The organism is Streptomyces guryensis (assembly GCF_021261325.1).
In the GTDB taxonomy this organism is placed as follows: Bacteria; Actinomycetota; Actinomycetes; order Streptomycetales; family Streptomycetaceae; genus Streptomyces; species Streptomyces guryensis.
The window spans coordinates 1-25,017 of the sequence record NZ_JAJSBI010000032.1 but is presented as its reverse complement, the minus strand read 5'-3'; the positions used below and the strand labels follow the sequence as shown (position 1 = coordinate 25,017).

Genomic DNA, 25,017 nt, shown 5'->3' with positions numbered 1-25,017 from the left:
TTTGCCCCCGCCCCCGACCGGACCGCCCCGTCAGGCCTCCCCGTCCGCCGACCCCAGCCAATAGCCGAAGCCCCTGCGCGTGTGAATCAGCGCTGGAGTCTCCCGGTCCACCTTGCGGCGCAGACGGGACACGAGCTGCTCGATGGCGTTGCCGCCGCGGAAGTCGCCCCAGACGTAGCGGCCGATCTGCTCCTTGGACAGCACCCCGTGCGCGTTGACGAGGAGGTGGCGCAGCAGCCGGTACTCGGCGGGGGTGAGGTCGAGCGCCCGCGTCCCGCGCCGCGCCTGACATCGGGCGTCGTCCAGGACGAGGTCGCGGTACGCCAGCGCACCGTCCCGGCGCGGGCCGCGATACCTGCCACGGAGCAGTACCTGCATCCGGGTCAGGACCTCGGCCACCCGGAAGGGTTTGGTGACGTAGTCCTTCTCCCCCAGGCCCAGTTCGGGCACAAGCCGATCCAGGGAGTCGTACGCGGTCAGGAACAGGACCGGGGGGCGGTGCGCGGCCGGGGGGCGGCGCTCCCGGCCGAGGCCCGCCAGGTCCGGCAGCGTGGCGTCGAGGACCACGAGGTCGAAGCGGTTCTCCATGGCCCGCGCCAGGGCCTCGGCACCGGTGTCGGCCAGGCTGATGCGGTAGCCCGCCAACTCCAGGGTGGTCGTCAGCAGTTCGGCGAGCTCCGGTTCACCCGCGACGACCAGGACATGCTGCCCGGCCCCGCGAGCGAGCGCCGGCCTCTCACCGATGGTGCCGTCGGGGGACGAGGGAGGCATGTCACTCACCCTACCGTTCTGCTTGCCTAACTCAAGTAAATCTCTTCTATTGCTTGACTCAAGTAATCTATCTATGCTTGCCTGACGCAAGCAACCCGATCACCGACCAGGCCTAAGGCTCCAGCGCACTCCCGCCACGACGGGACGAGCGCTCACCCACAAGGGCCTGCGCGATCCGCCCGCGGCCGAGCCGGTCGGGCGGGAGTCCGCCTGCGTCTGACCTCGTCCCCTTCCTCCGAGAGGGCGGTTCGTGTCGCAGGACACGGCCGGCCCTCACCCGTCGTTCCCGGCGGGCATCGCCCACCATGGCTTCCAGGACCCGACCGGAGAGACGCGATGAGCATCCCTTGGCAGCGACACGCGGACGAACACGCGCGCACCGTCGACACCATGACGGTCGCGTTCCTCTTCGCCGCCTTCCCGCTCGGCAGCGAGATCCGCGTGCCCGGCCCGCATCGGCCGGACGCCGTGGGCCCGGCCATCGTCCCGGCCGCGCCCTCCTGCCGGGCCCTGTGCCGGCAGCGCACCCACCCCCGCACCGTGGTGACGGGGGCCGCGCTCACGGCGGCCGACGCCGGGCGCGCTGGGTCATCTGCTCACGCCACTGCTGTCGGCGCCGGTCATGATCACGCCGTTGCGGCCTGCCGTCACCACCGGCCGCGGGACCATCCGGTGGTTCTTCTTCGCCACGCTCGGGCTGGGGGTGACGACGGCTGTCCGCGTCGGTCCCCACGTCTGTCCCCGGCCGCTCAAGACGCTGGACCCCGGCGCCTGACTGCTGCCGCCGGTGGCCACCGGCAACGCCGTCCCGATGCGGGGGGCCTGCCTGAAAGCCGTCCAGGCCCACGCCGAGTACGCCGAGCGCAGCCGGGAGGACAAGGCACGGCACCGGGTCACGGAGGAGGGCATACGTATCGCACACGAGTCGCGCGACGTGGCCCCGACCACGCCCAAGTCGGCACGCGCCCGGGGTGGACGTCCACTACGGCCACGAGCAACTGTCCCTCGCCGTCACGGACGACGGCACCGCCACCGCCGCCGCGACTCACATCCCACACCGCTCCCTGACGCCAAGAACCCGTGACGCATGGAACGGGAACCATGAGACGACAAGAACGGACACCATGACCATCCGCGTGCTGCTCGCCGACGACCAGGCCCTCCTGCGGGCCACGTTCCGGATCCTGATCGACTCCTGCGACGACATGGAAGTGGTCGCCGAGGCCACTGACGGCGCCGAGGCCGTCGCCCTCGCGCGCGTGCACCGCCCCGACCTCGTCCTGATGGACATCCGCATGCCCGGCACCGACGGCCTGGCCGCCACGTCGGCGATCTGCGCCGATCCCGAACTGTCGGGCACGCGCGTGCTGATCCTCACCACGTTCGAGATCGACGAGTACGTCGCCCAGGCGCTGCGGGCCGGTGCGAGCGGCTTCCTCGGCAAGGACGTGACCGCGGACGCGCTGCTCGACGGCATCCGGACCGTGGCGGTGGGCGAGTCGCTGCTCTCCCCGCTCGCCACACGCGTGCTGATCGCGCGCTTCCTGTCCGGCCCCGCGCAGGGGGCGCGGCCGGCGGCGTCCGAGGGCCTCGGGGCGCTCACCGTACGCGAGCGGGAGGTGATGGCCTGGGTGGCGGAGGGCCACTCCAACGAGGAGATCGGCGAGAAGCTCTTCGTCAGCCCGCTGACCGTACGCACCCATGTGCACCGCGCGATGACGAAGCTGGGTGCGCGCGACCGCGCCCAACTCGTCGTCATCGCCTACCAGTCGGGGCTCGTACAGGCGTCGCCGGCCGCGGAGCGCTGAGGGGCAGCGGGGAGCGGGGAGCAGGCAGCAGGCAGCAGGCAGCAGGCAGCAGGCAGCAGGCAGCAGGCTCAACGTGCGGAGAGCTTGTCCAGCCACTGTTCGAGCAGAGCCGACTCCGCCGGCGTGAACACCGGGGACTGTTCGGCCCGCAGCCGGGCTGCGAGCGTCGCGGCGGCGACCGGGACCGCGCTGTCCGGCCCTCCCGGCTCACCCGTGTCGCCCGGGCGGGTCAGCGAATCGAGCACGCTGTCGCGCAACCGGTCGGAGAGCCCGCGTCCTCGACGAACAGGTGCGCCTCGACGTTCTGATCCACAACGCCGGGCACATGGTGCTGGGCCCGTCCGAGGCCTTCACCCCCGACCAGCCGGCCGACGCGATCATCGTCCCGGGTGCCTTCACCTCGGGCACCAAGCACTTCGCGCATGCCGGCTCACCGGCCGACGCCGACCGGGCCTCCGCCTACGACGACCGCCACAAGGCGCTGATGGACGACGTGAATGCGCGGCTGGCCGGGCTGATACCGCCGGACGCCGACGTGGCCGATGTGGCGGAGGCCGTCGTCCGGACCGTCGAACTGCCGCCCGGCAGGCGGCCGTTCCGGGTCCATGTGGATCCGAGCCGCGACGGCAGCGATGTCGTCTCGGCAGTGGCCGACCGCATCCGCGCCGAGTTCTTCCGCCGAGTGGGCCTCGACGATCTGCTGACAGCGGCGAGCAGTCTGCAGTCAGCGCCGTCAGTGCCCGGGCCGTGGGCAGCGCCGTTCAGGGGAACCCGGCCGCCGGGGCGAATGACGGCAGGCCGCGCCGTCGACAACTCACCCCGTGACGCTCCCCCTGATCTCACCCATGCTCGCCACGCCCGGTTCCCTTCCGCCCGCAGCGCAGGACGCCCGCTGGGCCTACGAGACCAAGCAGGACGGCCAGCGCGTGGTCGCCTACCTCGAAGGGGACGGCAGCGTCCTGCTGCGCGCGCGGTCCGGGGAGGACATCACCCGTGCCTATCCCGAGCTGCGTCCACTGGCCGAGGCGCTCGGTGCTACGCCCGCCGTACTCGACGGGGAGGTGCTGGCGCTGGACGAACAGGGCCGCGCCGACTTCCAGTTGCTACAGCCCCGCATGGGGCTGGCGCACGCGCCCGGCAGGGCGGCACGGCAGGCGGCGAAGGCGCCCGTGCACCTCGTCCTGTTCGACGTGATGCACCTGGGAGGCCAGGACCTCACCGCGCTCCCCTATGCCCGGCGGCGCGGGCACTTGGTGCGGCTCGGGCTCAACGGCCCGTTCTGGTCCACCCCGGCCGCGCTGGTCGGCCACGGTGAACAGGCTCTGCGGGCCACCCGGGAGCACGGTCTGGAGGGCCTGGTCTGCAAACGGCTGGACTCGGCGTACGAGCCCGGCGTACGCTCCCGCGCCTGGATCAAGATCCGCAACATGCACAGCGAGGACGTCGTCGTGGGGGGCTGGCTGCCCGGCAAGGGGCGGCTGTCGGGGCTGCCCGGCGCCGTCCTGGTGGGGCAGCGGGCCGCGGGACGCCTGCGGTACGTCGGAAATGTGGGCACCGGCTGGAGCGAGGCCGAGCGGTCGCAGCTCGCCGCGCTGCTGCGGACCGCCGCGACCGACGTGTGCCCCTTCGATCCGGTGCCGCCGGTCGCGGGAGCCCACTGGGTCGTACCGCGGCTGATCGGAGAAGTCCGCTACAGCACCCGCACCCGGGCAGGCCTGCTGCGCCAGCCGTCCTGGCTGCGACTGAGACCCGACCTGGCGCCTGAGGACGCCTCGGCCGACCTCCCGGACGACGCTGTCTGACCCCCTCCCCCTCCGCCTCCGCCTCTGCCTCCGCCTGGCAGGCCGTCACGACCGGCCACTGGCGGTGCTGCCCGGCTTGGACAGCCGGCTGAGAACGCAGACGACCGCCTACGCCTGGCCGGTGTGCCGTTGTCGGGGCCCCTCGGTTGACGGTGGATGCGTCGTCACGCGGGGTGGCCGGGGCTGATGTCCTTGGCGTCGTCGAGCCGGAGAAGAGGTCCGTCCGCGCGGCTGCCCCAATCCTCGGGCGTCAGGACGAATCCGACGTGGTCGCCGCCGTCGACGCGCTGTTCGACACTGCCGACGAACCATGCGGCTGCTTCGTCCAGGATGACCGAGCCACCCCGTCCACGCGTCCACGGCACGTGCGCGAGCTTGTCGGTCCGGTCGCCCGTCTGCCCGCCGAACAGCGCTGCCAGCGCATACTGTTCACGGGTGAGCAGATGGACAGCCAGGCAGTCCGCGGCACGGGCCACCGCGTAGGTGTGGTTGGCCTTGGAGATCCACACCACGAACCGCACCGGCCGGATGGAGCACTGGGAGGAGAAGCCGACCAGACAGCCCGACCGCTCTCCGCCCGCCACGGCCGTGACGACGCACATGTCGGGACTCAACCGGCTCATGAACGCATCGACGTCCGTCATGTCCCTCGCTCCTCACCGTCGTCAACGAGCCGGAGAGCCATGGCGGAGCCACGGCACGCCGGACGTCAGAGAGGTGTGCCGGGGTTCTCGGGCCGGATGCGGCCACGCCAGCCGCCGGTGGCGCCGCCCTCACGCTCCACGTAGTCCTTGAAGCGGTGCAGGTTCCCCTTCACCCGCCGGTCGATCAGACCCAGCGCGTCCGCGCTCTGCTCCACCACCCCGCTGGCTTCGACCTCCATCACGAGTTCCACCCGGGTGTGCGTGTCGTCGAGTCGCTCGAAGCGGACCGACCCCCTCTGCTGTGTGTCGCCGCCGACCGACCGCCAGGTGATCCGGTCGTCCGGGAGCTGGTCGACGATCTCCGTGTCGAACTCGCGCCGCACCCCGCCGATGCTGGTGGTCCAGTGGTTGTGCCGGTCGTCGAGCTGCCTGACCTCGTCGACGCCCTCCATGAAGTTCGGGAACTCCTCGAACTGAGTCCACTGGTCGTACGCCATGCGCAGCGGAACCTCCACGTCCACTGCCTTCCTGACCGCGCCCATCGATGCCTCCCTGCTCGCTCCCTGCCAGGAGTCCGGTCGCACCGGGCGGCCGGCCTCCTGCGCGTGTGCGTGGCACCGGGTACCCCGGAAAGGCGTCGGGCAGCCCGTGCGGGGGACCCGGTGGGTCATGGCTGAGTACCGAGACCCCATGACGTCGTGCTGTCATCGCACGAACGTCTTGCCCTGCGGAACATCGAAACGGAACTGAGCTGCGACCGTCGCCTGGTCCGGAGCATGCGCCGCCACCCGGGCTCCCGGCTCCGGCTTCCGCTCTCGGTGGCGCTGCTGGCGTGCGGCTCGCTGTTCCTCGCCGTCATGGGGATCCGCACCGCGGACCCGGTCGTCATCTGGTGCTTCGCCGGCCTGTGGCCCTTCACGCTGCTGCAGGCCTTCCGGCTGCTGCGCCGTGCGACCGGAGGCGGAGGGCGCACCACGTCGTGAGCACGTCGGTCGTGCCGCTCGCCCGGCGGGATGTGCGGACCTGCGTGTCCGAAGCACCGTGCGGGAACTCGGTGGCCATGACCGCTGAGACGGGACTCCGCGGATCGTACTGGCTCGAGACGGCGCCGCCGGGCGAGCCCGCTCCACCCCGCCGTCCGGTGATGTCACCGTCGACGTCGCGGTGGTCGGCGGCGGCATCGCGGGCCTGAGTACGGCATGGGAACTGGTCCAGCGGGGACGCGAGGTGGCCGTACTGGAAGCGGACCGTCTCGCCGCGGGGGCCACCGGCCACACCACCGCCAAGCTGACCGCTCTGCACACGCTGGCCTACGACCACCTGCGCCGCACCCGCGGCCCCGCAGGGGCCCGCCTGTACGCGGACTCACAGAATGCTGCGATCCGGCATGCCGCCGAGATCGTCGAGGAACTCGGCGTCGACAGCGGCTGGGAAGAGGCTGCGGCATACACCTACGCCGAGCACCCCCGGCTCGTGGGAGAGCTGCAGGCGGAGGCGGAAGCTGCGCGGGAGGCGGGCCTGGCAGTGGCGAGCCCTGCGTCCTTGCGACGGACGCGGGTGTGTCGGTGCGCGCCGCCGAGGTCGTGATCGCCACCCGCTATCCGGTCTTCGACCGTGCCCTGCTCTTCACCCGGCTCTCCCCGCCCCGCGAGCTGGTCGTGGCCGGCACCATCGACCAGGACCGGGCGCCGCGACGCATGTACATCACTCCGGAGCAGAACACGCGGTCCGTGCGCAGCGCGCCGTACCGCGACGGAAAGCGCCTGCTGATCGTCACTGGCGAGCACTTCTCTCCCGGCACCCCCGATGTCGAGGAGCTATTCGCGCGGCTCTCCGCGTGGGCCGACGGCCACTTCCCGGAGGTCCGAGGCCAGCCACCGCCGGGCCACGCAGGACAACGACGACACCGACTCCGTGCCGCTCGTCGGGCCGTTCCGGCCGGGCAGCCGCCACGCCTACGTGGCGACCGGCTTCGGCGGCTGGGGGCTGAGCGGCGGCATCATGGCGAGCCGTCTGCTCAGCGACCTCATCGACGGTCGCGAGGTTCCGTGGGCCGGCCTCTACGATCCGCGCCGCCTGATCTCCGTGGTCCGCGAGGGACCGTCGTTCCTGAAGCATCAGGCGCATGTGGCCCGGCATTTCGTCGGCGACCGGCTGCCCAGGATCTCGGGGCCTGCGGCGGCGGACATTCCGCGGGGCGGCGGGGCCGTGGTGCGGGTGGGCGCGCGGCAGCTCGCCGTCCACCGAGACGAGAGCGGTCAGCTGCAGGCGGTCTCGGCCCGCTGCACCCACCTCGGCTGCCTGGTGGCCTTCAACGGCGCGGAACAGGCTTGGGAATGCCCCTGCCACGGCTCCCGCTTCGCCCCGGACGGGCGGCTCCTGCAGGGCCCGGCCGTACGTCCGTTGGAGCAGCGCGACATCTGAGACCGCGTGAGGCGCACAGCCGGTCAGAGGCGCTCCGCTTCCCGGTACGTTTCACGCGCCGGGAGGTTGTAGACGTGAAACGCCCGCCGGATGACGGGCTGTGCCACATTGCGCACCTGCACTCCGCCGCTGGTCATCCCGTGCTCGGTGCCGGAATGGGCGTGTCCGTGGACGGCGAGTTCGGCGCCCTCGGCGTCTATCGCCTCGGCCAGCAGATAGCTTCCGAGGAACGGATAGATCTCCAGAGGCTCTCCCGCCAGCGTGTCCGGTACGGGCGAGAAATGGGTCAGCGCGATCCGCACGTCGCACTCCGCCGCGGCCAGTTCCCGCAGTCCGGCCCGCAGGCCGTCCGCGCACCGGCGTGAGTATCGGACGAACTCCTTCATGACGGGCTCGCCGAACTCTCCCGCGCACCTGCCCGCGAATCCGCCCCCGAACCCTTTGGTCCCCGCGATCCCGACCCGGGTGCCGCCGCTGGTGACCACGGTGGAGCGCCCTTCCAGGACCCGCACGCCGTAGTCCTCGAGGACGGCTGTCACCTCGTCCGGGCATCCGCCGTGATGGTCGTGGTTGCCGAGGACCGCGACGACCGGGACCGCCAGTTCCTTGAGCTCCTGGGCCACGACCAGCGCCTCTTCCGGTGTGCCGTGGCGGGTGAGATCGCCGGCCAGCAGCAGGACATCGGCGCAGCCGGGCAGCGTCTCGAACGCGGGGCGGAGCACACCGTGGCTCTCCGGCCCCAGGTGAATGTCCCCGACGGCTGCCACGCGGGTCATTCGAGGTCCTCCGCGTCGTCGGGCGGGGCGGTTCGCGCGGTGACGATGTCGCAGTGCAGCGGCACGTCCGGGAAGGCCTCACGGGCGATGCGCATGATGTCCTCACGGCACCGGGCCGAGGGGACCGTGCCGGTGAGCAGGACGGCCTCGCCGCGCAGTTCGGCTCGTACACCGAGTTCGCCGGGGAGGCCGGCCGCGAAACATTCGGTCAGGTGGGCGACGCGGTAGTCGAGGCCCACGGTCGGCGCGCCGGATCGGGACCGGACCGTGTGCTCGTTCATGGCTGTACCTTCGAGGATCCGGGTCGATGCTCCGGCTCGGGATCGATGACGCTCAGGCGGTCCAGGAGGAACAGGAAGGCCGCGGGCATGGGCTGGTCCCCGCAGCTTCGCCGTACCTCCTTCCAGTCGGCCTTCTCCCGCAGCGAGCGGGCGACGGGGAGTACGGCCCCGAAGTCGCAGTGGTGTTCCGAGAAGGCGTTGAGCAGGCTCACCAGCACGTCTGTCGGCGAGAGCACCGGCATGTGCACCGAGTCGACGGGCAGTTCCCGGGCGCGTGAGAGCAGTTCCGGGGTGACGGGCCGGTGGGACAGTTCGAAGATGATGTCGACGCTCTGGCCGAGGCAGCCGGCCTTCAGCAGCCAGTCCTCCGGAGCCGCGCGAACGGTGAGACCGCCCTCGCGCAGCGTGGCCGCCACGGCGTCGGCGTCGTCGGGAAGGACGCAGAAGTCGACGTCGTGCTGCAGCCTTCCGCTGCTGCCGTGGGCGTAGGCCGCCACGCTCCCGGCCAGCGCGAATCCGTGGTCCTTCCGCTTGAGGAGAGCGGCGACCTGTTTGGCCGCTTCCAGGATCGCCTGGGTGCGGTCAGGGGGCAGGTCATTCTCGGTCGGCGGGGCAGGCGGCGGCTTTCCCGGGGCGAGCCGCACGTCGGAAGGGCCCGAGTCGTCGGTGCGGGCCGTGTCGTGCGCGTTGTGCACCATGGGCGCTCCCTTCGCACTTCCCGGCGTCGGGCAGGGCACGAGCAGAATTCTCTGCCCCTGCTCGCGTGTACGCCCGGGTACCCCCGGGCCACGGCGCGACACGGTCCGGATCCCGGTCGGCGGACGGTGTCAGTCGGCCCCGGCCTGGTCAGGCGGGGGCCCGTTGAGGTGGACGATGAGCAGGGCGAGGTCGTCGGCTGGATCGGAGGCGTGCCGGATGAGTGCGTCGGCCAGGGCGTCGGGATCTCGGGGATCGGTGCGTGCGACGAGCTCCGCGAGTGCGCTGATGGCGTCGTCCAGGTCGACGCCCGGCCGTTCGATGAGCCCGTCCGTGTACAGGACGAGGTCGCAGCCGGGGTGCAGGGGGAATTCGGCGGCCAGGTAGTCGGCCTGGTGGTCGATGCCGAGGAGCAGTCCGGGAGGGGGGCTCAGTACGTCGGTGTGGCCGTCCGGGTGCCGCAGTACGGCGGGCGGGTGGCCTGCGCTGGCCAGGCAGAGGCCGTGGCGGCCGAGATCCAGGTGGGCGTAGAGGCAACTGGCGAACCGACCTGGGTCCAGCCCGACGAGCAGCCGGTTGGTCCGGCCGAGCACGTCTCCCGGGGAGGCACCGGCCGCCGCCTGGCTGTGCACTGCGGTGCGGACCTGTCCCATCAGGGCCGCCGCGTCGATGTCGTGCCCTTGGACATCACCGATCGCGGCGGCGACGGTGGTGTCGCTGAGGCGGATGAGGTCGTAGAAGTCACCGCCGACCTCCACACCATGACCGGCCGGACGGTAGCGGGCGGTGACTCGCAGCCCGGGCAGGGAGGGCAGGTGACGGGGCAGCAGTGCGGCCTGGAGCTGATGGGCCACGGCGAACTGGGTGTCGTAGAGACGACCCCGTTCGAGGGCCTGGCCGACGAGGCCGGCCAGCGCGGTGATCACCGCGCGCTCGGTCGCCGGGAACTGCCGGGGGCGGTCGTAGGCGAGGACGAGCGAACCGACGGCCCGGCCCGAGGCGATGAGTGGGAGAAACGCCCAGGACGCCTTGTCGTCGAATTGGACGGCTGCGGGATACGACCGCCGGAGTGCGGAAAAGCTTCTGAAGAAATGCGGGCTGCCGGTCTCCATCACGCGTACGGCGGGCGTGTCGGCGTTCAGGGGCAAGTTGTCGAAGCGTTCCATGAGCTCGGCGTCGTAGCCGCGGTGGCCGAGGATCCTCAGCCTGCCGCCGCGTGGCGCCATCACAGCCATGGCCGTGGCGCCGAGGGCGGGCATGAGCTGGTCGGCCGCCTGGTCCACCACGTCCTGCACGCCGAGAGCCTCGGTGAGTGTGGCGGCCATGTGCATCAGGTGGTAGAGGGAGCCGGCCCGGCTGGGTCCACCCGCGGTCGGCTCTGTCGTCCTGGCGGGGGGACTCTGGGAACCCCCCGCGGTCGGCGACAGTTCGTCGCGCAGGTCGCTGCGGGTGATCCGCACACTGATGCCGGACGGGTCCGGGTACAGCGCGAAGGTCAGGCGGGTGTCCGGTGGGCGCACCGCGCTGAAGGTGGTGGGCCGTTCGCTCACCAGCGTCGCCCGGTAGTGGTCCTCGATCTCGGGGACGTCCATCCAAGGCAGCGCTTCCCATGGCAGGGCGCCCAGCAGGGTGTCGGCGTCGGCACCGAGGAGGAGCGACGCCTCGGGCGTCACGAAGGTGAACCGGCCGGTGTCGTCCAACGCGCACGCACCGCCCGGCAACCGGGCGATGAACGCCGCCTGCTCGCTCCCCTCGACCCGCAGGGCACGGGCCCGCGAAGGGTGCGGCAGGATCCGCGGTTCACCCCGCGGACGCAGCCCGTCGCGGTCGGCCGCGCGGTGCAGCAGGGGCCCCAGTCGCCGGCAACCGGCATCGATGGCCGCGCGCTCCGCACCGCTGAGCCGCGCCGGATGAGCGGCCGGCCACAGCAGCACCAGCCCGCCCACGACCGAGCCCCGTGCGGCGAGAGGGGCGGCCGCCAGGGCGAAGGCGTACGGCAGCACGAGTGAGGTGCGCGGGTAGCGGCGGGCCATGTCCTCCATGTCGCCGATCCACACGAGGCGGCCGGCCCGCACGGCGTCCGCCACCGGAATCGTGTCCGCCAGGCCCACCCGGGTCCACGGAACGGCCATTTCGCGGGGCGTCCCCGTCAGCGCCACCAGCCACAGGGCGTCACCGTTCCTCGGCAGGACGTAGAGCAGGCCCCTGGACGCACCGCACTCCCGGACCACGTCCAGCAGCACCGTGTCGACCGGCTCGGATGCGGTATCCGTCGTGGCGTCGCTCTGGCTCACCGCGCCCTCCTGTCGAACATCCGGTGCCCGAGGTGCCCGTCGGGTCGGTCTGCGACCCGTGCCGGGTCGGCGTTTCTTGCGTTCGACGAGTTCCCAGGTGGAGCCACACAAAAGCAGGGTGCCGACGGGCGCCGCTCGCGGCTGATCGATCCGCCCGTGTCCTGCCTTCTGTGGCGATCAGACACAGGACGTGTGCTGCCGCCGTCATCTTTCGTCTTGTGTGAGAACCGTTCCTCGGTGCTGGTGGAGGTATTCGAGTGCGTCCAGCACCACGGCCCGTCGGTACCAGGAGCGCCAGGCCGCCACCTCCGCCGCCAGGGTGCCGAGGGCCCGCTCCTGCTCACCCGTCAGCCAGGCGCCCGTCGGGTCCCGGTGCAGGGTCAGCGTGCCGGTGCAGCGTCCGTCGGCGGTGGTCAGCGGCCTGCTGTGGACGGCGTGGCTGCCGGCCTCGAGGAGCGCGCGGCCTGCCGGGTGGGCCGAGAGGTCGGGGCTTTCGGCAACGTCGACGACGGTGACGGCCTCGCCCCGCCGTTGTGCCTGGGCGCACACGGGCGGCGGCTCGGTGACGAGGGAGACCTGGTCCCAGTAGGGGGCGTCGAGCCCCTGATGCTCCTCGAGGACGAGCGCGTCGTCCTGGGCCAGGTCGGTCAGATGCAGTTCGCCCGCGTCCGCGTCGGACAGAGCCACCGCCTCGTCGAGAGCGGAGGTGAGAACCCGCCGCCGGTCGGAGGCATCGACGCCGTAGGTGTGCAGCAACGCGGCGGCGGGGGGCGCGGCGTGGGTGGTGCGTCCGGTGAACCACTTTCGGGTCGTCTGGGGCGGCGGGGCCGTGATCACGGCGGATGCGAGCACGCGCAGGGGCACGTTGAGGTTCTGGGATGCCTCCCGCAGCAGGGCGAACGCGGCAGGCGGGTCCGGCAGGTCATAGCGTTCGATCAGGATGCCCTGGGCGATACCGATGAGGCCGCTGGAGCGGGCCTTGGCGCGCAGTCCGAACACCTCTCGTGGCAGATTCCCGGCTTCCGCGGGCGTCCTGCCGGTCCCGCTCGCCGTCGGCTCGTTGCGGGTGGGGGACGGCCGCGGCGGGGAGGCCAGCGCGTCGGCGAGAGTGTCGTACAGGCGGATGCCGGCGAGGTTCGACTGCTCCAGCACACCGCGGATCGAGGGCGTCGCGGCGACCACGGCCAGCGGCTCGTGGGCCAGATGGTCGGTGGCGATCCGGAGGGTTCGGCGGGCGGCGGCGCTCACCAACTGGACGTCGGTCAAGTCGAGAACGAGTCGCTGCCGCTGCCGCGCGGCGCGGGCGAAACCGCTGACCACGTCCGGCCAGACGAACACGCTGGGCATGAGCAGGATGCCCCGCCCGTCGGGGAGTTGTGCGTCCGCGTGGTCGCGGTACATGCTGAGGGTGAGCCGGTGGCCGGCCCAGCCGATGCCGGGGTGCAGGCCGGCGAGCAGCGCGTCGAGGCCGCCGTCGGCCGCCTCCCGTGAGCGATGGGCGATGTCGGCCGCGAGGACGGCACGGTGGCGGGGCCAGTCCGGGGCGATCAGGGCGTGCCAGGCGAGTTCGGTGAGGTCGGCCAGGCGGCGCACGGCCTGGGCGGGGTCGTCGAGTGCGGCGCGGCCCTGCGGTGACTCGGCGAGGCCCGGCGTGCCGGCGAGCGAGCGGACCATCTCCACGCGGGCCAGAGCCGGGTCGGTGGCGCGCATCCGGGCCAGTTCGTCTTCGATGGAGGGGTACGGCTCGTCGGGAGGCGCGCCCAGGAAGTCCGGGGTGTAGCCGCCGACCCGTGAGACGAACAGCCACAGGGGCGACAGGTCGAGCCCGGCGAGCGTACGGCGCAGACGGCGCAGCCAGGCGTGGTGGTAGCCGTGCCGGGCGGGTCGGCGCAGCATGCGCAGGGCCTCGTGGGTCTGGCACAGCGGCGAGATCGCGAACCGGCAGCGTGTCAGGTCGACGGCGCCCAGGTGCAGGATCAGCGGCAAGACGGCCTCCGTGAGCGGTTCCCGGCGGATCCGATTCGGTCCGGATCGAAACAGTAGAAGCGCTCGCCCGGCCCCGGCACGCTTGCCCGGCTGTTTCCCGACACCCCGGAGGGCACCTGGATGGGCAGCGTAGGTCTCACAGCTCGGCGCAGGGCCGCCGTCGTCGCGGCGCTGATGCTGGCGGCGTTCACCTTCAACACCGCGGAGAACCTCCCGGTGGGCCTGCTCCCGTTCATGGCGGCCGATCTGCGGGTCTCGCTCGGCGCGGTGGGCGCGCTGGTCACCGGCTACGGCCTGACCGTGGCCGTGGTGTCGCTGCCGGCCGCCCGCATCACTCGCTCGGTGCCGCGCCGGTATCTGCTCACCGGACTCCTGGGGCTGCTTGCCGCGGCCAGCTGGGTGTCGGCGCTGGGGAGCGTCTCGTACGGGCTGCTGATGGCCGCGCGGATGGTCACCGCGGTGGCGCAGGCGTCGTTCTGGGTGCTGGTGGGACCGGTCGCGGTCGGTCTGTTCCCGCCCGAACGGCGCGGCCGCGTCATGGGGTTGTTGTCGGTCGGTGGTTCGCTGGCCACGGTACTCGGCGTGCCGGCCGGGACGTGGCTGGGCGGACACGGCGGCTGGCGGGCGCCGTTCGCGGTGCTCGGGGCGCTCGCGCTCGTCTCACTCGTCGTCATCGCCGCCCTGTTGCCGGCCTCCCGTCCCCAGGAGAGTCACGCGGCGTACGGTGCCGGTCCGGACCGGCACCGGTTTCTCGTCGTCGTCGCGACCACCGCGCTGTCGGTGACCGGGGTGTTCGCCGGGTTCACGTATGTCGGCGCCTTCCTCGACGACGTCAGCGGGTTCGGCGAGGACGCGGTGAGCGCCGTGCTGTTCGCGTTCGGGGTGGCCGCTCTGGCCGGTGTCGCGCTCACCGGGCCGCTCCTCGAGCGTCTCCCGCGCGCCACGCTCGCCGTGCCGGTGGCCGCGCAGGCGGCGGCGCTGCTCGGCCTGTACGCGGCCGGGAGCAGCCGGGGGGCGACGGTCGCCCTGTTCATGCTGCTGGGCGCCTCGGTGGCGCCCGTCTTCATGGCGACGCAGAGCCAGGTGCTGCGGGTGGCGCCGGGCCGTACCGAGTCGGCGCTGGCGGCCAACTCGGCAGCGTTCAATGTGGGCGTGGCCGCCGGGTCCCTGCTGGGCGGCGTTCTCCTGCCCCTCGTCGGAGTGCGCGGCGCCTTTCTGGCCGGCGGGCTGCTCACGGCGGGGGCCCTGGCGCTGCTGACCTGGCCGGAGTCCGCGGGGTCGTCGGGTGTCGTGGAGCCGGGGTGATCGAGGGGATCGGTGATTCGGGCCTCCAATGGGGCAGTAGCGGTCGGGCACCCCCTGGCGACGGTCTATCGTGTCGGCATGTCCGTCCCCGAACTGATCCGTATCGTCTCCCGCGACTCCCCCATGGCGCTGGCCCAAGTGGAGCGTGTGCGCGCCGAGTTGGCCGTCCTGCATCCCGGTGTGCGCACCGAGGTCGTGCCGGTGAAGACAACCGGTGACAAGTGGATGGGTGTGCTGTCCCAGGTGGAGGGCAAGGGGGCGTTCACCAAGGAGGTGGACGCCGCGCTGCTCGCGGGCGAGGCCGATCTCGCCGTGCACTGCCTCAAGGACGTGCCCGCCGACCGACCGCTTCCGGCCGGCACGACGTTCGCCGCGTTCCTGAAGCGGGACGACGTGCGTGACGCCTTGGTGCACCCGGACGGCCTCACGCTGGGCAGGCTTCCGGAGGGCACCAGGATCGGCACCTCCGCGGTGCGTCGCGTCGCCCAGCTCGCGGCGACCCACCCGCACCTGGAGTGCGTGCCGTTCCGCGGCAACGCCAACCGGCGGCTCGCGAAGCTGGCGGCCGGTGAGGCGGACGCGCTGCTGCTCGCGGCGGCGGGGCTGGAGCGCATCGGGCGCGGGGACGTGATCAGCGAGGTGCTGTCACCGGAGGCGATGATGCCGTCGATCGGCGCCGGCATCCTGGCCCTGCAGTGCCGGGAGGGCGACACCGACCTGATCGACGCGGTCAGCGGGCTCGGCGACCCGGACACCCACCGGGAGGCCACCGCGGAGCGGATGTTCCTGCATGTCCTGCAGGGGCACTGCAACAGCCCGATCGCCGGGTACGCGCGCGTGGAGGCCAATGGCGAACTGTCCCTGCGGGCCTGTGTGTTCACCCCGGACGGTAAGATCCGCCTGAACGCCCACGAGTGGGCCGGCCGGCTCGATCCGGCGACCCTGGGCACGTCGGTGGCCGTGGCGCTGCTGCGCCAGGGTGCCCGCGAGATCATCGACGGCATCCCGCACTGAGGCCGCCACAGCTCAGGCCGTGCCCTCCTCCGCCTGGTCTCGCAGGAAGTTGCTCACCTGGTGGGCCAGGACGTCCCGGGTCGAGGGCGGGTGGGTGCCGACGGGCTCCTCGTGCAGCCCGATGCCGCCCGCCCACAGCCGGCGGTCGGCCCACTCGTCGTCGACCCGCAACTGGATCTGGATGTCGACCTGGCTGAGGGATGCCTCGGGGGCGGCCGCGAACAGTACGGCTGTGGCGCGGCGCAGCGGGTAGACGTCGTAGCCCTCGATGAACTGCGAGTTGCGCCAGTCGATGAACGCGGCCTCGCCTTCGGGGCCGATCCGCACGTCGATCTGGCCGTCGTCGAGGTGGATGGTGGAGTGGCCGCTGCCGCGGTTCTCGACGGTGACCCGGAGGCTGAAGTACGTCAGCCCGTCCGCCGCGTCGTCCCGTCCGCGCGGGGGCTCGGCGGCTTCCAGACGGTGGACGCGGACACGCAGACCGGCATGCTCGTCGTACTCCTGCCAGTCCCCGACCACGTTCGGCTCGTACACAGTCCACCTCATCGACTTCAGAGAGCAGCTTCCTATCTGTGGGCTCAGTGCACTGTCAAATGAGCAGAATGCGCTGTGGCCAGCGCATTCACCCCCTTTGATCACTGATCAAGCCGTGCGCAGGAACAACGGTGGGAACGGGCCCCACATACGCGCACGCGTGCGTGGGGCACATCACGTTCCGAGGGCCGTGCTCAGCGGGCCAGCCGGCCGAGGAGCGAGGAGGCCGCGGTGATGCCGAGCGCGGCGGCCACGAGCAGCACCGCGAAGTCAAGGCCCACATGCGCGTGGGTGCCGAGGAGGAGGCCGCGCAGGGCGTCGACCTGGTAGCTCAGCGGGTTGACCTTGCTGACGGCCTGGAGCCAGCCGGGCATGACGGACACGGGGTACAGGGCGTTGGAGCCGAAGAACAGCGGCATCGTGATGGCCTGCCCGAAGCCCATGAGGCGGTCGCGGTTGAGGACGATTCCGGCGATGCTCATCGACAGGCAGGAGAAGAAGGCAGACCCGAGGACCACGATCGCGGCGACGCCCAGCAGCTTGAGCGGGTTCCAGGTCAGCACCACGCCGAGCAGTGCGGCGATGAGGATGACGACGACGGCCTGGATCAGCGACTTCACTCCGGCCGCGAACGCCTTGCCGGTGATCAGGGCCGAGCGCGGGGTAGGCGTGACCAGGAGCTTGTTGAGGATGCCGGCGTCGCGCTCCCAGATGATCTGGATGCCGTAGAAGATGGCGATGAACATCGCGGACTGGGCGATGATGCCGGGTGCCAGGTAGTCGACGTAGGGGATGCCGCCGGTGGGGATCGCCTTGATCCGGGTGAAGGTCTGACCGAAGATCAGAAGCCACAGGGCGGGCTGCACGGCGCGGGTGTACAGCTCGGTGCGGTCGTGGCGCAGCTTCTGCAGTTCGACGGCGCACATCGCGATCACGCGGGCGGGCAGCAGCCGCCAGCCCGCACGGGGCCGCGGCGGCCGCAGCAGCAGGTCGATGCCGGGTGCGGGGTGGGGGTCAGCCGACGCGGTGCGCGGTGCGGCGGGTGCTTCGGACATCGCGGAAACCTCCTGCCTGGTCGTCGAGTCCGCTGCCCGCGACGTCACGGAAGACGTCCTCCAGCGTGGGCAGCGGGTCGGTGGCCGCCGCGCCCTCGGCGCGCCGGCGCTCGCCGAGCCCCTCCCTGAGCTCGTCCGGGGTGCCGAGGGCCCGGATGCGGCCGCGGTGCATCAGGGCGACCCGGTCGCAGTACTGGTCGGCCTCGTCCATGTAGTGGGTGGTCACCAGCACGGTCATACCGGTGGCGGCGCGCACGGCGTTGATGTGGTCCCACACTCCGGTGCGGGCTATCGGGTCGAGGCCGATGGTCGGCTCGTCGAGGATCAGCAGCCGGGGCGCGCTGACCAGTGCCTGCGCGAGTTCGAGGCGGCGGACCATGCCGCCGGAGTAGGTGCCGGTCAGCCGGTCGGCGGCGTCGGTGAGGCCGACGGCCGCCAGGGCCTGGCCGACGCGCTCGGCGCGTTCGCCGCGGGGCACGTCGAAGACGCGGGCGAACAGGGCGACGTTCTCGCGACCGGTCAGTCCGGCGTCGGCGGACAGCTGCTGCGGCACGTAGCCCAGCAGGCGCCGTACGGCCATCCGGTCCTTGGCGGCGTCATGGCCGAACACCTGGACCATCCCGGCGGGGACGGGCAGCAGGGTGGTGATGCAGCGGATCGCTGTCGTCTTTCCGGCGCCGTTGGGTCCGAGCAGGCCGAAGACCTCGCCCTCTGCCACAGAGAGTTCCAGTCCGTCGACCGCGTTCGTCTCACCGAAGGCGTAGGCGAGTCCGGTGCAGGTGACGGCCCCGGCCTGCCCGGTGTCGGCGTTCCGCGTCATGTCTGTTCGGCCTCCTCGTGCAGGGTGTCGGCCAGCCTGCGCAGGGCGGGGATCGCCGTGTGCAGTGCGTCCCGGTCCGTGTCGTCGAGACGGGACAGCCCGCCGCGTACGAGTTCGGCGCGCCGTTTGCGCCACTCGGCGAGCCGGGCCTCGGCCGCGGGGGTCGGCATCAGCCGGGCGGCACGCCGGTCGGCGGGGTCGGTCTCCCGGACCAGATAGCCCTGCCGGGACAACTGGTTGACCAGCGTCGAGACCGAATTGCCCGCCAGATACAGCTCCTTGGCGGCGTCGGATATGCCGATGCCGGGCCGGGTGACGACCAGGCGCAGCAGCTCGACCTCGGCGCCGCGCAGCTGTGGGGCGATCTGCGGGCGCAGGCGGCGGCGGACGAGCCGCTGGACTCCGACGAGGGCGTCGATCAGCTCGTCCGGGAAGGTGTCCGTTTCCACATCGGCAGATTAACTCTTTAGCAGAGGTAATGAACCCAAGGAACGGTCAAGCGCACAGGATTTCCGTAATGCCCCCTTTGTTTGTGATGTGCATATTCCGGGCACCAATAGGAAGTGCTTCGGACAGGAGGCACGTCCGTGGGAGCCGGTCGGCCCCGGATGTCTTCACAGGTCCGAGTCCGCATCTCCCATGGCGCCCGTCCCCCCCATGCACCGCCTCAGGGAGGTGCGCACCATGCGTGTCGCCACCGCCAGCACGAAACCCCACCCGCACGACGACGCCCCCGACACCGCCGAAGACTTCGCCCGGCTCGCGCGGCTGTCCGAAGGGCCGCAACGCAGGCAGCTGCGGGACCACCTGGTCCAGGCCTGGCTGCCGATGGCGGAGCGGATCGCCGTCCGGTTCAAGGGGCGCGGAGAGTCCCTGGAGGACCTGTACCAGGTCGCGGCCCTCGGACTGGTCAAGGCCGTCGACCACTACGACCCGGGCCGCGGCCATGCCTTCGAGGCGTACGCGGTGCCGACCATCACCGGCGAGATCAAACGGCACTTCCGCGACCACATGTGGACGCTGCATGTGCCGCGCCGGGTCCAGGACCTGCGCAACAGGGTGCGGCAGGCCGCCAAGGAGCTGTCCCAGACGACCCCGGGACGCCGACCGACCGTCGCCGAGATCGCCCGGCACGCGCATCTGAGCGAGGGCGAGGTGCGTACGGGGATGGAAGCCCTGGAGTGCTTCACCGCGCTCTCGCTCGACGCCGAGATGCCCGGCACCGACGGGTACGCCCTGACGGACGCCATCGGCGGCCCCGATCCGGCCTACGACGTCGTCGTCGACCGGGTGGCGGTCCGGCCCTGCCTCCAGGCGCTCCCGGAGCGCGAGCGCACCATCCTGTACCTCCGCTTCTTCGGGGGCATGACGCAAAGCCGCATCGCCCAGCAGCTCGGCATCTCGCAGATGCATGTCTCAAGGCTGCTCAGCGGCTGTTTCGACCAGCTCAGGGACGAACTCCTCGCGGAGACCGGCTGACCGTTGCGCCGTTCGGCCGCACCCCGGCGGCTCACCGTTCCGGTGGTGCCTCGGGGATCTGCGTGGGGCCGTAGCGGTCGAGGGCGTCTTCGAGTCCGGCCTTGATCTCGGGGGGCAGGTCTCCGTTGCGTCCCCAGATGAGGATGAGTTCGGCGACGTTGCGCAGTTTGATGTTCGTGTGCTGGGAGACGTCCTTCAGCACGGCCCACCCCTGGTCCGGCGTCACCCGGCCCAGCGCGACCATCATCCCGATCGCCTGGTCCACGACGGCGTGCGAGACGACGGCCTCCTTCAGCTGATCGACTTCTTCCTGCAGCGCGAAGATGCGATCGGTCTCGTCGGCAGGGTCATGCGGTACCTGTGCCACTCATCCATAGTGGCACCGACTGTGCCCGCTGCCACCGGCGGCAGACGGCCACGCCACCCGTTTCGGCCCCACTCACGGGGTACTCGGCAGGCGCATCGTGCGGTTCCGGTTGGACACTGGAACCAGACCGGTGGCTGCCGGTCGACGAGACCAGGACGCAACTGCCATGAACCACGACACCTCACGCCCTCGCGGCGCGACGCGCATCGTCAGCTCGGCCTCCGTGTCCGGGGCGCCGTGCTGGGTGAGCCTCACCAGCCGCGACGTCGACGCCACCGAGGACTTCTACCGCGCCGTACTGGGCTGGGAGTGGCGCTCCGCCAAGCTCGGTGACCGCTTCCGGATGGCACTGGTGGACGGAACACCGGTGGCCGGGATCGCCGCCGTCGCCGACATGTGGCAGATGGCGGTGGCCTGGACGCCGTACTTCGCCGTGGCCAGCGCGGACGAGGCCGTGGCGCGGGCCCAGGAGCGGGGCGGTACGGCCGCGGTCGGGCCGCTCTCCTTCCCGCCGGGCCGGGCGGCGCTGCTGGCCGACCGGGACGGAGCGACGTTCGGGATCTGGGAGGGTGCGCTGGTCGCCGACTGGGAGAAGTGGCGGCACGCGGCCCCGACCTTCATCAGGCTGCACACCCGCGACGCCTTCGACGCCGCGATCTTCTACGGTGAGGTGCTGGACTGGGCCACCGAGCGGTCCGGCTGCTGCGAGGTCCAGTACGAGGGCGGCGAGGTGGTGCTGCGCAGCCAGGGCGACATCGTGGCGCGCATCGAGTCCGGGGCCCTGGGAGCGGCGCCCGATCCCACCATCCGGCCCCATTGGCAGATCCACTTCGCGGTAGAGGACGTGGCGGCCTGTGTACGGGCCGCCGAAGTGCATGGCGGCAGCGTCCTGTCGAAGGGCAGCGACGAGGCCGTGCTGCGCGATGCCGACGGCGCTCAGTTCACGGTGACCTCGTACCCCGAACGCTGAGCGCCGCCGGCGGCCGCCCGGGGTTCAGCGGGCCGTGCGGGAGGGACGGGTGAGCAGGACCAGGCTCCGTGCCTCGACGGACATGCGGGAGCCGGCCTTGTGCTCGGTCTCGTCGGGTCCGCCCTGCGGGACGGCGGTGTCGATCACGGTCGTCCAGCGTTCGCCGTACGTGACGTCCGGCAGCCGGAACTCCACCGGCTCCCAGTAGCTGTTCAGCAGGAGCAGGAACGAGTCGTCCACGACGGGGCGGCCGCAGGGGTCGGGTTCGGCGATGGCGTCGCCGTTGAGGAACACGCCGACGGAGTGCGCGTCGGAGCGCTGCCAGTCCTCCTCGGTCATCTCCTGTGCGTCCGGCGCCAGCCACACCAGGTCGGGCAGCGGCTGGCGCGGGTGGGTCGCGGTCTCGCCGCGGAAGAACCGGCGGCGGCGCAGCACCGGGTGGGCGGCGCGCAGTGCGACGACATGGCGGGTGAACCCGGCGAGGTCCCGCTGCTCCTCGGTCAGCTCCCAGTCGATCCAGGAGACCTCGTTGTCCTGGCAGTAGGCGTTGTTGTTGCCGTGCTGGGTGCGGCCGAGTTCGTCGCCGTGGCTCAGCATCGGGATGCCCTGCGAGAGCAGCAGGGTGGCCAGGAAGTTGCGCTGCTGCCGGGCGCGCAGCTCCAGCACGCCCGGGTCGTCGGTGTCGCCCTCGGCGCCGCAGTTCCAGGACCGGTTGACGTTCTCGCCGTCCCGGTTGCCCTCGCCGTTGGCCTCGTTGTGCTTGTCGTTGTACGAGACCAGGTCGCGCAGGGTGAATCCGTCGTGCGCGGTGACGAAGTTGACGCTGGCCCGGGGGCGGCGCCGGCTGTGCGCGTAGAGGTCCGCGGAGCCGGTCAGCCGGGAGGCGAACTCGCCGAGCGTGTGCTCGCCGCCGCGCCAGAAGTCCCGTACGGCGTCGCGGTACTTGCCGTTCCACTCGGACCACAACGGCGGGAAGTTGCCCACCTGGTAGCCGCCCTCCCCCACGTCCCACGGCTCCGCGATCAGCTTGACCCTGCTGATCACCGGGTCCTGCTGGATCAGGTCGAAGAACGCCGACAGCCGGTCCACCTCGTGGAACTGGCGGGCCAGCGTGGCCGCGAGGTCGAAGCGGAAGCCGTCGACGTGCATGTCGGTGACCCAGTACCGCAGCGAGTCCATGATCAGCTGCAGTACGTAGGGGTGCCGCATCAGCAGGCTGTTGCCGGTGCCGGTGGTGTCGTAGTAGTGGCCCCAGTCGCCGTCCACCAGACGGTAGTACGAGGCATTGTCGATGCCGCGGAAGGAGAGCGTGGGGCCCTTCTCGTTGCCCTCGGCGGTGTGGTTGTAGACGACATCGAGGATCACTTCGAGGCCGGCCGCGTGCAGCGCCTTCACCATCGACTTGAACTCGGTGACCTGCCGACCGCGGGTGCCGTGGGCGGCGTAGGCGTTGTGCGGGGCGAAGAAGCCGATCGTGTTGTAGCCCCAGTAGTTGGACAGGCCCCGGCCTTGGAGCACCCCGTCCTGGACGTACTGGTGCACCGGCATCAGCTCCACCGCGGTCACGCCCAGTCCCGTCAGGTGGTCGAGGATCGCGGGGTGCGCGAGGCCGGCGTAGGTACCGCGGAGTTCGGGCGGGACGTCGGGGTGGGTGCGGGTCAGGCCCCGTACGTGGGCCTCGTAGATGACACTGTCGGCGTACGGCTGCCGCGGCGGCCGGTCGTCGCCCCAGTCGAAGGCCGGGTCGGTGACCACGCCGAGCATGGTGTGTCCGGCGCTGTCCGGCCGGGAGCGGCCGTGCGGTGCGCGCTCGAAGAGGGAGGCGTGGTTGTCCACCTGCCCGTCCACCGCCCTGGTGTACGGGTCGAGGAGCAGCTTCGCCGGGTTGCAGCGGTGGCCCAGCTGCGGGTGCCAGGGGCCGTGCACCCGGTAGCCGTAGCGCTGTCCCGGTCCGATGTCCGGCAGGTAGCAGTGCCAGACGAAGCCGTCGACCTCGGTCACCGGGACGCGGCGCTCGCCCGTGTCGTCGACGAGGACGAGTTCGACGCGTTGGGCCACCTCGCTGAAGAGCGCGAAGTTGGTGCCCTTCCCGTCGTAGGAGGCACCCAATGGGTAGGGGTGCCCGCTCCAGACGGGCACCCCTGGCTTGCGGCGGCGCTTCGCCGTCACCGGGCATCCTCAAGGATGCCGTCCGGCTCGCGCACCTGCCCGGCGAGAGCCACGGCCGGCATCTCGCGGGGTACCTGGAGCACCTCGCGCAGGCTCGGCGCGGGGGCCACGGGCACCAGGGGCATCCGTTCGCCGGCCCTGGCGCGCTGCGAGAACCAGATGACCTTGCTGCCGGTGTCGGTGGCGCAGCAGCCCCAGCCGTCGCTCATCGCGGCGATCCGCTGGAGACAGGCCCTCAGGTCCTGGTCGGGGCGCAGGTCGCAGTCGTTCTCTCCCACGGCGGTGATCAGATGCTGTCCGTTCCACCACATCTCGATCGATGTGTTCTTGTCCGTCGCGTGCTCGTCGATGGCCTTCAGCAGCAGTTCGGCGCCACTGGTGACGGGCTCGACCAGGGTCTCGAGGTCCCAGAGGCGGAGATGCGCGGCCAGGATGCGCCGTACCTGTCCGACCCGTTCGGGGCTGACTTCCACGTCGAGGTGGTAGTAGCAGGGCACTGCGGTCTTCATCTTCGTTGGCTCCTCACCCGCGAAGCTCCCGCTCCTTCTCGCCCCTGTGGGACGAGCCCCGAACGCGAAGCGTGAGCGTTGATCGCTTCTGAGTCACCTCAAGAGTGGGCGAACTAGACCATTCGTGCAACACGAGCGCACACCCGGGGTGACGAAGGCCCGCCCGACATGGTTGAAGATCCAACAAGACGCTGAGTCGCCGCCCGTGCACCATGTGTGAAGAACTCGATAGCCGTAACGGATCCGTGCGTGCCCACGCACGGCTACCGCCCGACGGTCGGGAGACGTGCGATCGAGCCCCGGAGAAAGTGAAGAGCGTCATGCTGCTACCGGCCAAAGCCGAAGTGGCCCGGCAACTGCGGCGGTACCGGGCCTGGGAACGCGTCATGCTCGCGTCTCCCGCCGACCGCGCGGTGCGCGCCACCTTCGAGGACTCGGGCTACACCTTGTGCGTGCTGATGGGCAAGCGTTGCGCCCGCGAGGCCGCGGACGCCGCCGAGCGCTATCTGGGGTCCACCCTGGGCGCCTATCTCCGGGAGCAGAACGAGCGGCCCCGTACGGGTGCGGCCGACCGGCGCGGGCCCCCCAAGGCACAACAGCATCTCGCCGCAGGGAGGTAGACCCCCTGCGGCTCAGCGCGTATCGCGCAGCTTGTATCCCTCGACCGGGCCCCGGGCCCGGTCTCCAGCACGGCGGAGGTGAGACCCATGAGTGCGATTCCGGCCATCGGCCGCATCCCGGTGCGGGACGTCCACCCGGCGGTGGAGTGCGGAAGGCGCCCGGCCAAGGCGGTCGCGGGAGAGGCGTTCGAGGTCACCGCGACCGTGTTCCGCGAAGGCCATGACGCGGTCGCCGCCAACGTCGTCCTGACCGATCCGGAGGGCCAGCACGGCCCGTGGACGCCGATGCGGGAGGTGGCCCCCGGTTCCGACCGCTGGGCCGCCGAGGTCATGCCGACCTCCGTGGGCCACTGGACGTACCGGGTGGAGGCCTGGAGCGACCCGGTGGCCACGTGGCGCCGCACCGCCCGCATCAAGATCCCGGCCGGCATCGACACCGGACTGGTGCTGGAGGAAGGGGGCGACCTGCACGAGAAGCTGGCCGCCGGGGTGCCCGAGGGACCGGGGCGCGCCGCGGTGCTGGCTGCGGCGGAGACGCTGCGCGACGACTCGCTGCCGGTGGCCACCCGTCTGGCGGCGGCGTTGACGCCGGAGGTGGACGAGGTGCTGGCCCGGCATCCGCTGCGGGAGTTCGTCACCGCCTCACAGACCCTGCCCCTGCTGGTGGAACGCGAACGCGCCCTGTACGGCGCC

Annotated in this window: 26 protein-coding genes and 2 pseudogenes; 10 read left to right on the top strand and 18 right to left on the bottom strand. The window is 71.6% G+C overall.

Features of this window, described 5'->3' with window-relative positions; all coding sequences use genetic code 11:
• Nucleotides 1-30: 30 nt before the first annotated feature.
• Both LJ657_RS40635 and LJ657_RS40630 read right to left on the bottom strand, forming a co-directional pair.
• Entirely contained in the window at nucleotides 31-771 is a 741-nt protein-coding gene (locus tag LJ657_RS40635; protein ID WP_232654720.1) for a response regulator transcription factor, read from the bottom strand.
• A 588-nt stretch (nucleotides 772-1,359) separates the two neighbouring features.
• Entirely contained in the window at nucleotides 1,360-1,668 is a 309-nt protein-coding gene (locus tag LJ657_RS40630; protein ID WP_232654719.1) for a hypothetical protein, read from the bottom strand.
• 227 nt (nucleotides 1,669-1,895) lie between these two features.
• Between LJ657_RS40630 and LJ657_RS40625 the strand changes: the two genes are divergently transcribed.
• Nucleotides 1,896-2,579 (top strand): response regulator transcription factor, encoded by a 684-nt coding sequence (locus LJ657_RS40625; protein ID WP_232654718.1) that lies wholly within the window; start codon nucleotides 1,896-1,898, stop codon nucleotides 2,577-2,579.
• A 68-nt stretch (nucleotides 2,580-2,647) separates the two neighbouring features.
• Here LJ657_RS40625 and LJ657_RS40620 read toward each other — a convergent pair whose 3' ends face one another.
• On the bottom strand, nucleotides 2,648-2,824 hold the full coding sequence (locus LJ657_RS40620; protein ID WP_232654717.1) for a hypothetical protein: 177 nt from the start codon (nucleotides 2,822-2,824) through the stop codon (nucleotides 2,648-2,650).
• A gap of 576 nt (nucleotides 2,825-3,400) precedes the next feature.
• On the opposite strand from LJ657_RS40620, the gene ligD reads away from it, so the two are divergent.
• Nucleotides 3,401-4,381 (top strand): non-homologous end-joining DNA ligase, encoded by a 981-nt coding sequence (gene ligD / locus LJ657_RS40615; RefSeq protein ID WP_232654716.1) that lies wholly within the window; start codon nucleotides 3,401-3,403, stop codon nucleotides 4,379-4,381.
• Between the two features lie 164 nt (nucleotides 4,382-4,545).
• Here the strand turns inward: ligD and LJ657_RS40610 are convergent, their stop codons facing one another.
• Both LJ657_RS40610 and LJ657_RS40605 read right to left on the bottom strand, forming a co-directional pair.
• Nucleotides 4,546-5,025: a flavin reductase family protein gene (locus tag LJ657_RS40610; protein WP_232654715.1), complete on the bottom strand. Its 480-nt coding sequence runs from the start codon at nucleotides 5,023-5,025 to the stop codon at nucleotides 4,546-4,548.
• A gap of 65 nt (nucleotides 5,026-5,090) precedes the next feature.
• Nucleotides 5,091-5,567, bottom strand: coding sequence for an SRPBCC family protein (locus LJ657_RS40605; protein ID WP_232654714.1), 477 nt, complete (start codon nucleotides 5,565-5,567; stop codon nucleotides 5,091-5,093).
• A 156-nt stretch (nucleotides 5,568-5,723) separates the two neighbouring features.
• On the opposite strand from LJ657_RS40605, the gene LJ657_RS40600 reads away from it, so the two are divergent.
• Together LJ657_RS40600 and LJ657_RS40595 are read left to right on the top strand one after the other, a co-directional pair.
• Nucleotides 5,724-6,008: a DUF3040 domain-containing protein gene (locus LJ657_RS40600; RefSeq protein WP_232654713.1), complete on the top strand. Its 285-nt coding sequence runs from the start codon at nucleotides 5,724-5,726 to the stop codon at nucleotides 6,006-6,008.
• A 77-nt stretch (nucleotides 6,009-6,085) separates the two neighbouring features.
• A pseudogene (locus tag LJ657_RS40595) lies at nucleotides 6,086-7,449 on the top strand (FAD-dependent oxidoreductase).
• A gap of 23 nt (nucleotides 7,450-7,472) precedes the next feature.
• Here the strand turns inward: LJ657_RS40595 and LJ657_RS40590 are convergent.
• The 6 genes and pseudogenes from LJ657_RS40590 to LJ657_RS40565 all read right to left on the bottom strand — a co-directional run.
• Nucleotides 7,473-8,225: a metallophosphoesterase family protein gene (locus tag LJ657_RS40590; protein WP_232654712.1), complete on the bottom strand. Its 753-nt coding sequence runs from the start codon at nucleotides 8,223-8,225 to the stop codon at nucleotides 7,473-7,475.
• Nucleotides 8,222-8,506 carry a BON domain-containing protein gene (locus LJ657_RS40585; RefSeq protein ID WP_232654711.1) on the bottom strand — a complete coding sequence of 95 codons (285 nt, stop codon included), beginning with the start codon at nucleotides 8,504-8,506 and terminating at the stop codon, nucleotides 8,222-8,224. The genes LJ657_RS40590 and LJ657_RS40585 overlap by 4 nt, the downstream gene beginning before the upstream one ends.
• The gene (locus LJ657_RS40580) at nucleotides 8,503-9,204 is read right to left on the bottom strand and encodes a nucleotidyltransferase family protein (RefSeq protein ID WP_232654710.1); all 702 of its coding nucleotides are present in this window, start codon (nucleotides 9,202-9,204) and stop codon (nucleotides 8,503-8,505) included. Before LJ657_RS40580 ends, LJ657_RS40585 begins: the two co-directional genes overlap by 4 nt.
• Before the next feature lie 129 nt (nucleotides 9,205-9,333).
• Nucleotides 9,334-11,496: a SpoIIE family protein phosphatase gene (locus LJ657_RS40575; RefSeq protein ID WP_232654709.1), complete on the bottom strand. Its 2,163-nt coding sequence runs from the start codon at nucleotides 11,494-11,496 to the stop codon at nucleotides 9,334-9,336.
• A gap of 204 nt (nucleotides 11,497-11,700) precedes the next feature.
• Complete coding sequence (locus LJ657_RS40570) at nucleotides 11,701-12,495, bottom strand: ANTAR domain-containing protein (protein ID WP_232654782.1); 795 nt, start codon at nucleotides 12,493-12,495, stop codon at nucleotides 11,701-11,703.
• Nucleotides 12,496-12,795: 300 nt separating this feature from the next.
• Nucleotides 12,796-13,482, bottom strand: a pseudogene (locus tag LJ657_RS40565) (DUF5937 family protein); the annotation flags it as partial.
• Nucleotides 13,483-13,602: 120 nt separating this feature from the next.
• On the opposite strand from LJ657_RS40565, the gene LJ657_RS40560 reads away from it, so the two are divergent.
• Together LJ657_RS40560 and hemC are read left to right on the top strand one after the other, a co-directional pair.
• The gene (locus LJ657_RS40560) at nucleotides 13,603-14,787 is read left to right on the top strand and encodes an MFS transporter (protein ID WP_232654708.1); all 1,185 of its coding nucleotides are present in this window, start codon (nucleotides 13,603-13,605) and stop codon (nucleotides 14,785-14,787) included.
• Nucleotides 14,788-14,865: 78 nt separating this feature from the next.
• Complete coding sequence (hemC, locus tag LJ657_RS40555) at nucleotides 14,866-15,801, top strand: hydroxymethylbilane synthase (RefSeq protein ID WP_232654707.1); 936 nt, start codon at nucleotides 14,866-14,868, stop codon at nucleotides 15,799-15,801.
• 12 nt (nucleotides 15,802-15,813) lie between these two features.
• Here the strand turns inward: hemC and LJ657_RS40550 are convergent, their stop codons facing one another.
• From LJ657_RS40550 to LJ657_RS40535, 4 genes are all read right to left on the bottom strand, one after another.
• On the bottom strand, nucleotides 15,814-16,335 hold the full coding sequence (locus LJ657_RS40550; protein ID WP_232654781.1) for a hypothetical protein: 522 nt from the start codon (nucleotides 16,333-16,335) through the stop codon (nucleotides 15,814-15,816).
• A gap of 194 nt (nucleotides 16,336-16,529) precedes the next feature.
• Nucleotides 16,530-17,390, bottom strand: a complete 861-nt coding sequence (locus tag LJ657_RS40545; protein WP_232654706.1) for an ABC transporter permease — start codon at nucleotides 17,388-17,390, stop codon at nucleotides 16,530-16,532.
• The gene (locus LJ657_RS40540; RefSeq protein ID WP_232654705.1) at nucleotides 17,350-18,210 is read right to left on the bottom strand and encodes an ABC transporter ATP-binding protein; all 861 of its coding nucleotides are present in this window, start codon (nucleotides 18,208-18,210) and stop codon (nucleotides 17,350-17,352) included. The genes LJ657_RS40545 and LJ657_RS40540 overlap by 41 nt, the downstream gene beginning before the upstream one ends.
• Nucleotides 18,207-18,659, bottom strand: coding sequence for a MarR family winged helix-turn-helix transcriptional regulator (locus LJ657_RS40535; RefSeq protein WP_232654704.1), 453 nt, complete (start codon nucleotides 18,657-18,659; stop codon nucleotides 18,207-18,209). The genes LJ657_RS40540 and LJ657_RS40535 overlap by 4 nt, the downstream gene beginning before the upstream one ends.
• Nucleotides 18,660-18,894: 235 nt before the next feature.
• On the opposite strand from LJ657_RS40535, the gene LJ657_RS40530 reads away from it, so the two are divergent.
• The gene (locus LJ657_RS40530; RefSeq protein ID WP_232654703.1) at nucleotides 18,895-19,689 is read left to right on the top strand and encodes a SigB/SigF/SigG family RNA polymerase sigma factor; all 795 of its coding nucleotides are present in this window, start codon (nucleotides 18,895-18,897) and stop codon (nucleotides 19,687-19,689) included.
• A gap of 31 nt (nucleotides 19,690-19,720) precedes the next feature.
• Here the strand turns inward: LJ657_RS40530 and LJ657_RS40525 are convergent, their stop codons facing one another.
• The gene (locus LJ657_RS40525) at nucleotides 19,721-20,056 is read right to left on the bottom strand and encodes an ANTAR domain-containing protein (protein WP_232654702.1); all 336 of its coding nucleotides are present in this window, start codon (nucleotides 20,054-20,056) and stop codon (nucleotides 19,721-19,723) included.
• 166 nt (nucleotides 20,057-20,222) lie between these two features.
• On the opposite strand from LJ657_RS40525, the gene LJ657_RS40520 reads away from it, so the two are divergent.
• Entirely contained in the window at nucleotides 20,223-21,026 is an 804-nt protein-coding gene (locus LJ657_RS40520) for a VOC family protein (protein WP_232654701.1), read from the top strand.
• Between the two features lie 24 nt (nucleotides 21,027-21,050).
• On the opposite strand, the gene glgX is transcribed toward LJ657_RS40520, so the two are convergent.
• On the bottom strand, nucleotides 21,051-23,195 hold the full coding sequence (gene glgX / locus LJ657_RS40515) for a glycogen debranching protein GlgX (RefSeq protein WP_232654700.1): 2,145 nt from the start codon (nucleotides 23,193-23,195) through the stop codon (nucleotides 21,051-21,053).
• Nucleotides 23,192-23,704, bottom strand: a complete 513-nt coding sequence (locus LJ657_RS40510; protein ID WP_232654699.1) for a pep a2 — start codon at nucleotides 23,702-23,704, stop codon at nucleotides 23,192-23,194. The genes glgX and LJ657_RS40510 overlap by 4 nt, the downstream gene beginning before the upstream one ends.
• Before the next feature lie 320 nt (nucleotides 23,705-24,024).
• Here LJ657_RS40510 and LJ657_RS40505 point away from each other — a divergent pair, with 320 nt between their 5' ends.
• Together LJ657_RS40505 and LJ657_RS40500 are read left to right on the top strand one after the other, a co-directional pair.
• Entirely contained in the window at nucleotides 24,025-24,324 is a 300-nt protein-coding gene (locus LJ657_RS40505; protein WP_232654698.1) for a DUF5133 domain-containing protein, read from the top strand.
• A gap of 87 nt (nucleotides 24,325-24,411) precedes the next feature.
• Nucleotides 24,412-25,017 (top strand): maltotransferase domain-containing protein (locus LJ657_RS40500; protein WP_232654697.1); only part of this gene is annotated, 606 nt, incomplete at its 3' end.

What these genes read in the sequence shown, in the direction of transcription:
- LJ657_RS40635 (WP_232654720.1), bottom strand. Translation starts at nt 771, where the DNA reads ATGCCTCCCTCGTCCCCCGACGGCACCATCGGTGAGAGGCCGGCGCTC.
- LJ657_RS40625 (WP_232654718.1), top strand. Translation starts at nt 1,896, where the DNA reads ATGACCATCCGCGTGCTGCTCGCCGACGACCAGGCCCTCCTGCGGGCC.
- LJ657_RS40610 (WP_232654715.1), bottom strand. Translation starts at nt 5,025, where the DNA reads ATGACGGACGTCGATGCGTTCATGAGCCGGTTGAGTCCCGACATGTGC.
- LJ657_RS40605 (WP_232654714.1), bottom strand. Translation starts at nt 5,567, where the DNA reads ATGGGCGCGGTCAGGAAGGCAGTGGACGTGGAGGTTCCGCTGCGCATG.
- LJ657_RS40590 (WP_232654712.1), bottom strand. Translation starts at nt 8,225, where the DNA reads ATGACCCGCGTGGCAGCCGTCGGGGACATTCACCTGGGGCCGGAGAGC.
- LJ657_RS40585 (WP_232654711.1), bottom strand. Translation starts at nt 8,506, where the DNA reads ATGAACGAGCACACGGTCCGGTCCCGATCCGGCGCGCCGACCGTGGGC.
- LJ657_RS40580 (WP_232654710.1), bottom strand. Translation starts at nt 9,204, where the DNA reads ATGGTGCACAACGCGCACGACACGGCCCGCACCGACGACTCGGGCCCT.
- LJ657_RS40560 (WP_232654708.1), top strand. Translation starts at nt 13,603, where the DNA reads ATGGGCAGCGTAGGTCTCACAGCTCGGCGCAGGGCCGCCGTCGTCGCG.
- hemC (WP_232654707.1), top strand. Translation starts at nt 14,866, where the DNA reads ATGTCCGTCCCCGAACTGATCCGTATCGTCTCCCGCGACTCCCCCATG.
- LJ657_RS40545 (WP_232654706.1), bottom strand. Translation starts at nt 17,390, where the DNA reads ATGTCCGAAGCACCCGCCGCACCGCGCACCGCGTCGGCTGACCCCCAC.
- LJ657_RS40540 (WP_232654705.1), bottom strand. Translation starts at nt 18,210, where the DNA reads ATGACGCGGAACGCCGACACCGGGCAGGCCGGGGCCGTCACCTGCACC.
- LJ657_RS40530 (WP_232654703.1), top strand. Translation starts at nt 18,895, where the DNA reads ATGCGTGTCGCCACCGCCAGCACGAAACCCCACCCGCACGACGACGCC.
- LJ657_RS40520 (WP_232654701.1), top strand. Translation starts at nt 20,223, where the DNA reads ATGAACCACGACACCTCACGCCCTCGCGGCGCGACGCGCATCGTCAGC.
- LJ657_RS40510 (WP_232654699.1), bottom strand. Translation starts at nt 23,704, where the DNA reads ATGAAGACCGCAGTGCCCTGCTACTACCACCTCGACGTGGAAGTCAGC.
- LJ657_RS40505 (WP_232654698.1), top strand. Translation starts at nt 24,025, where the DNA reads ATGCTGCTACCGGCCAAAGCCGAAGTGGCCCGGCAACTGCGGCGGTAC.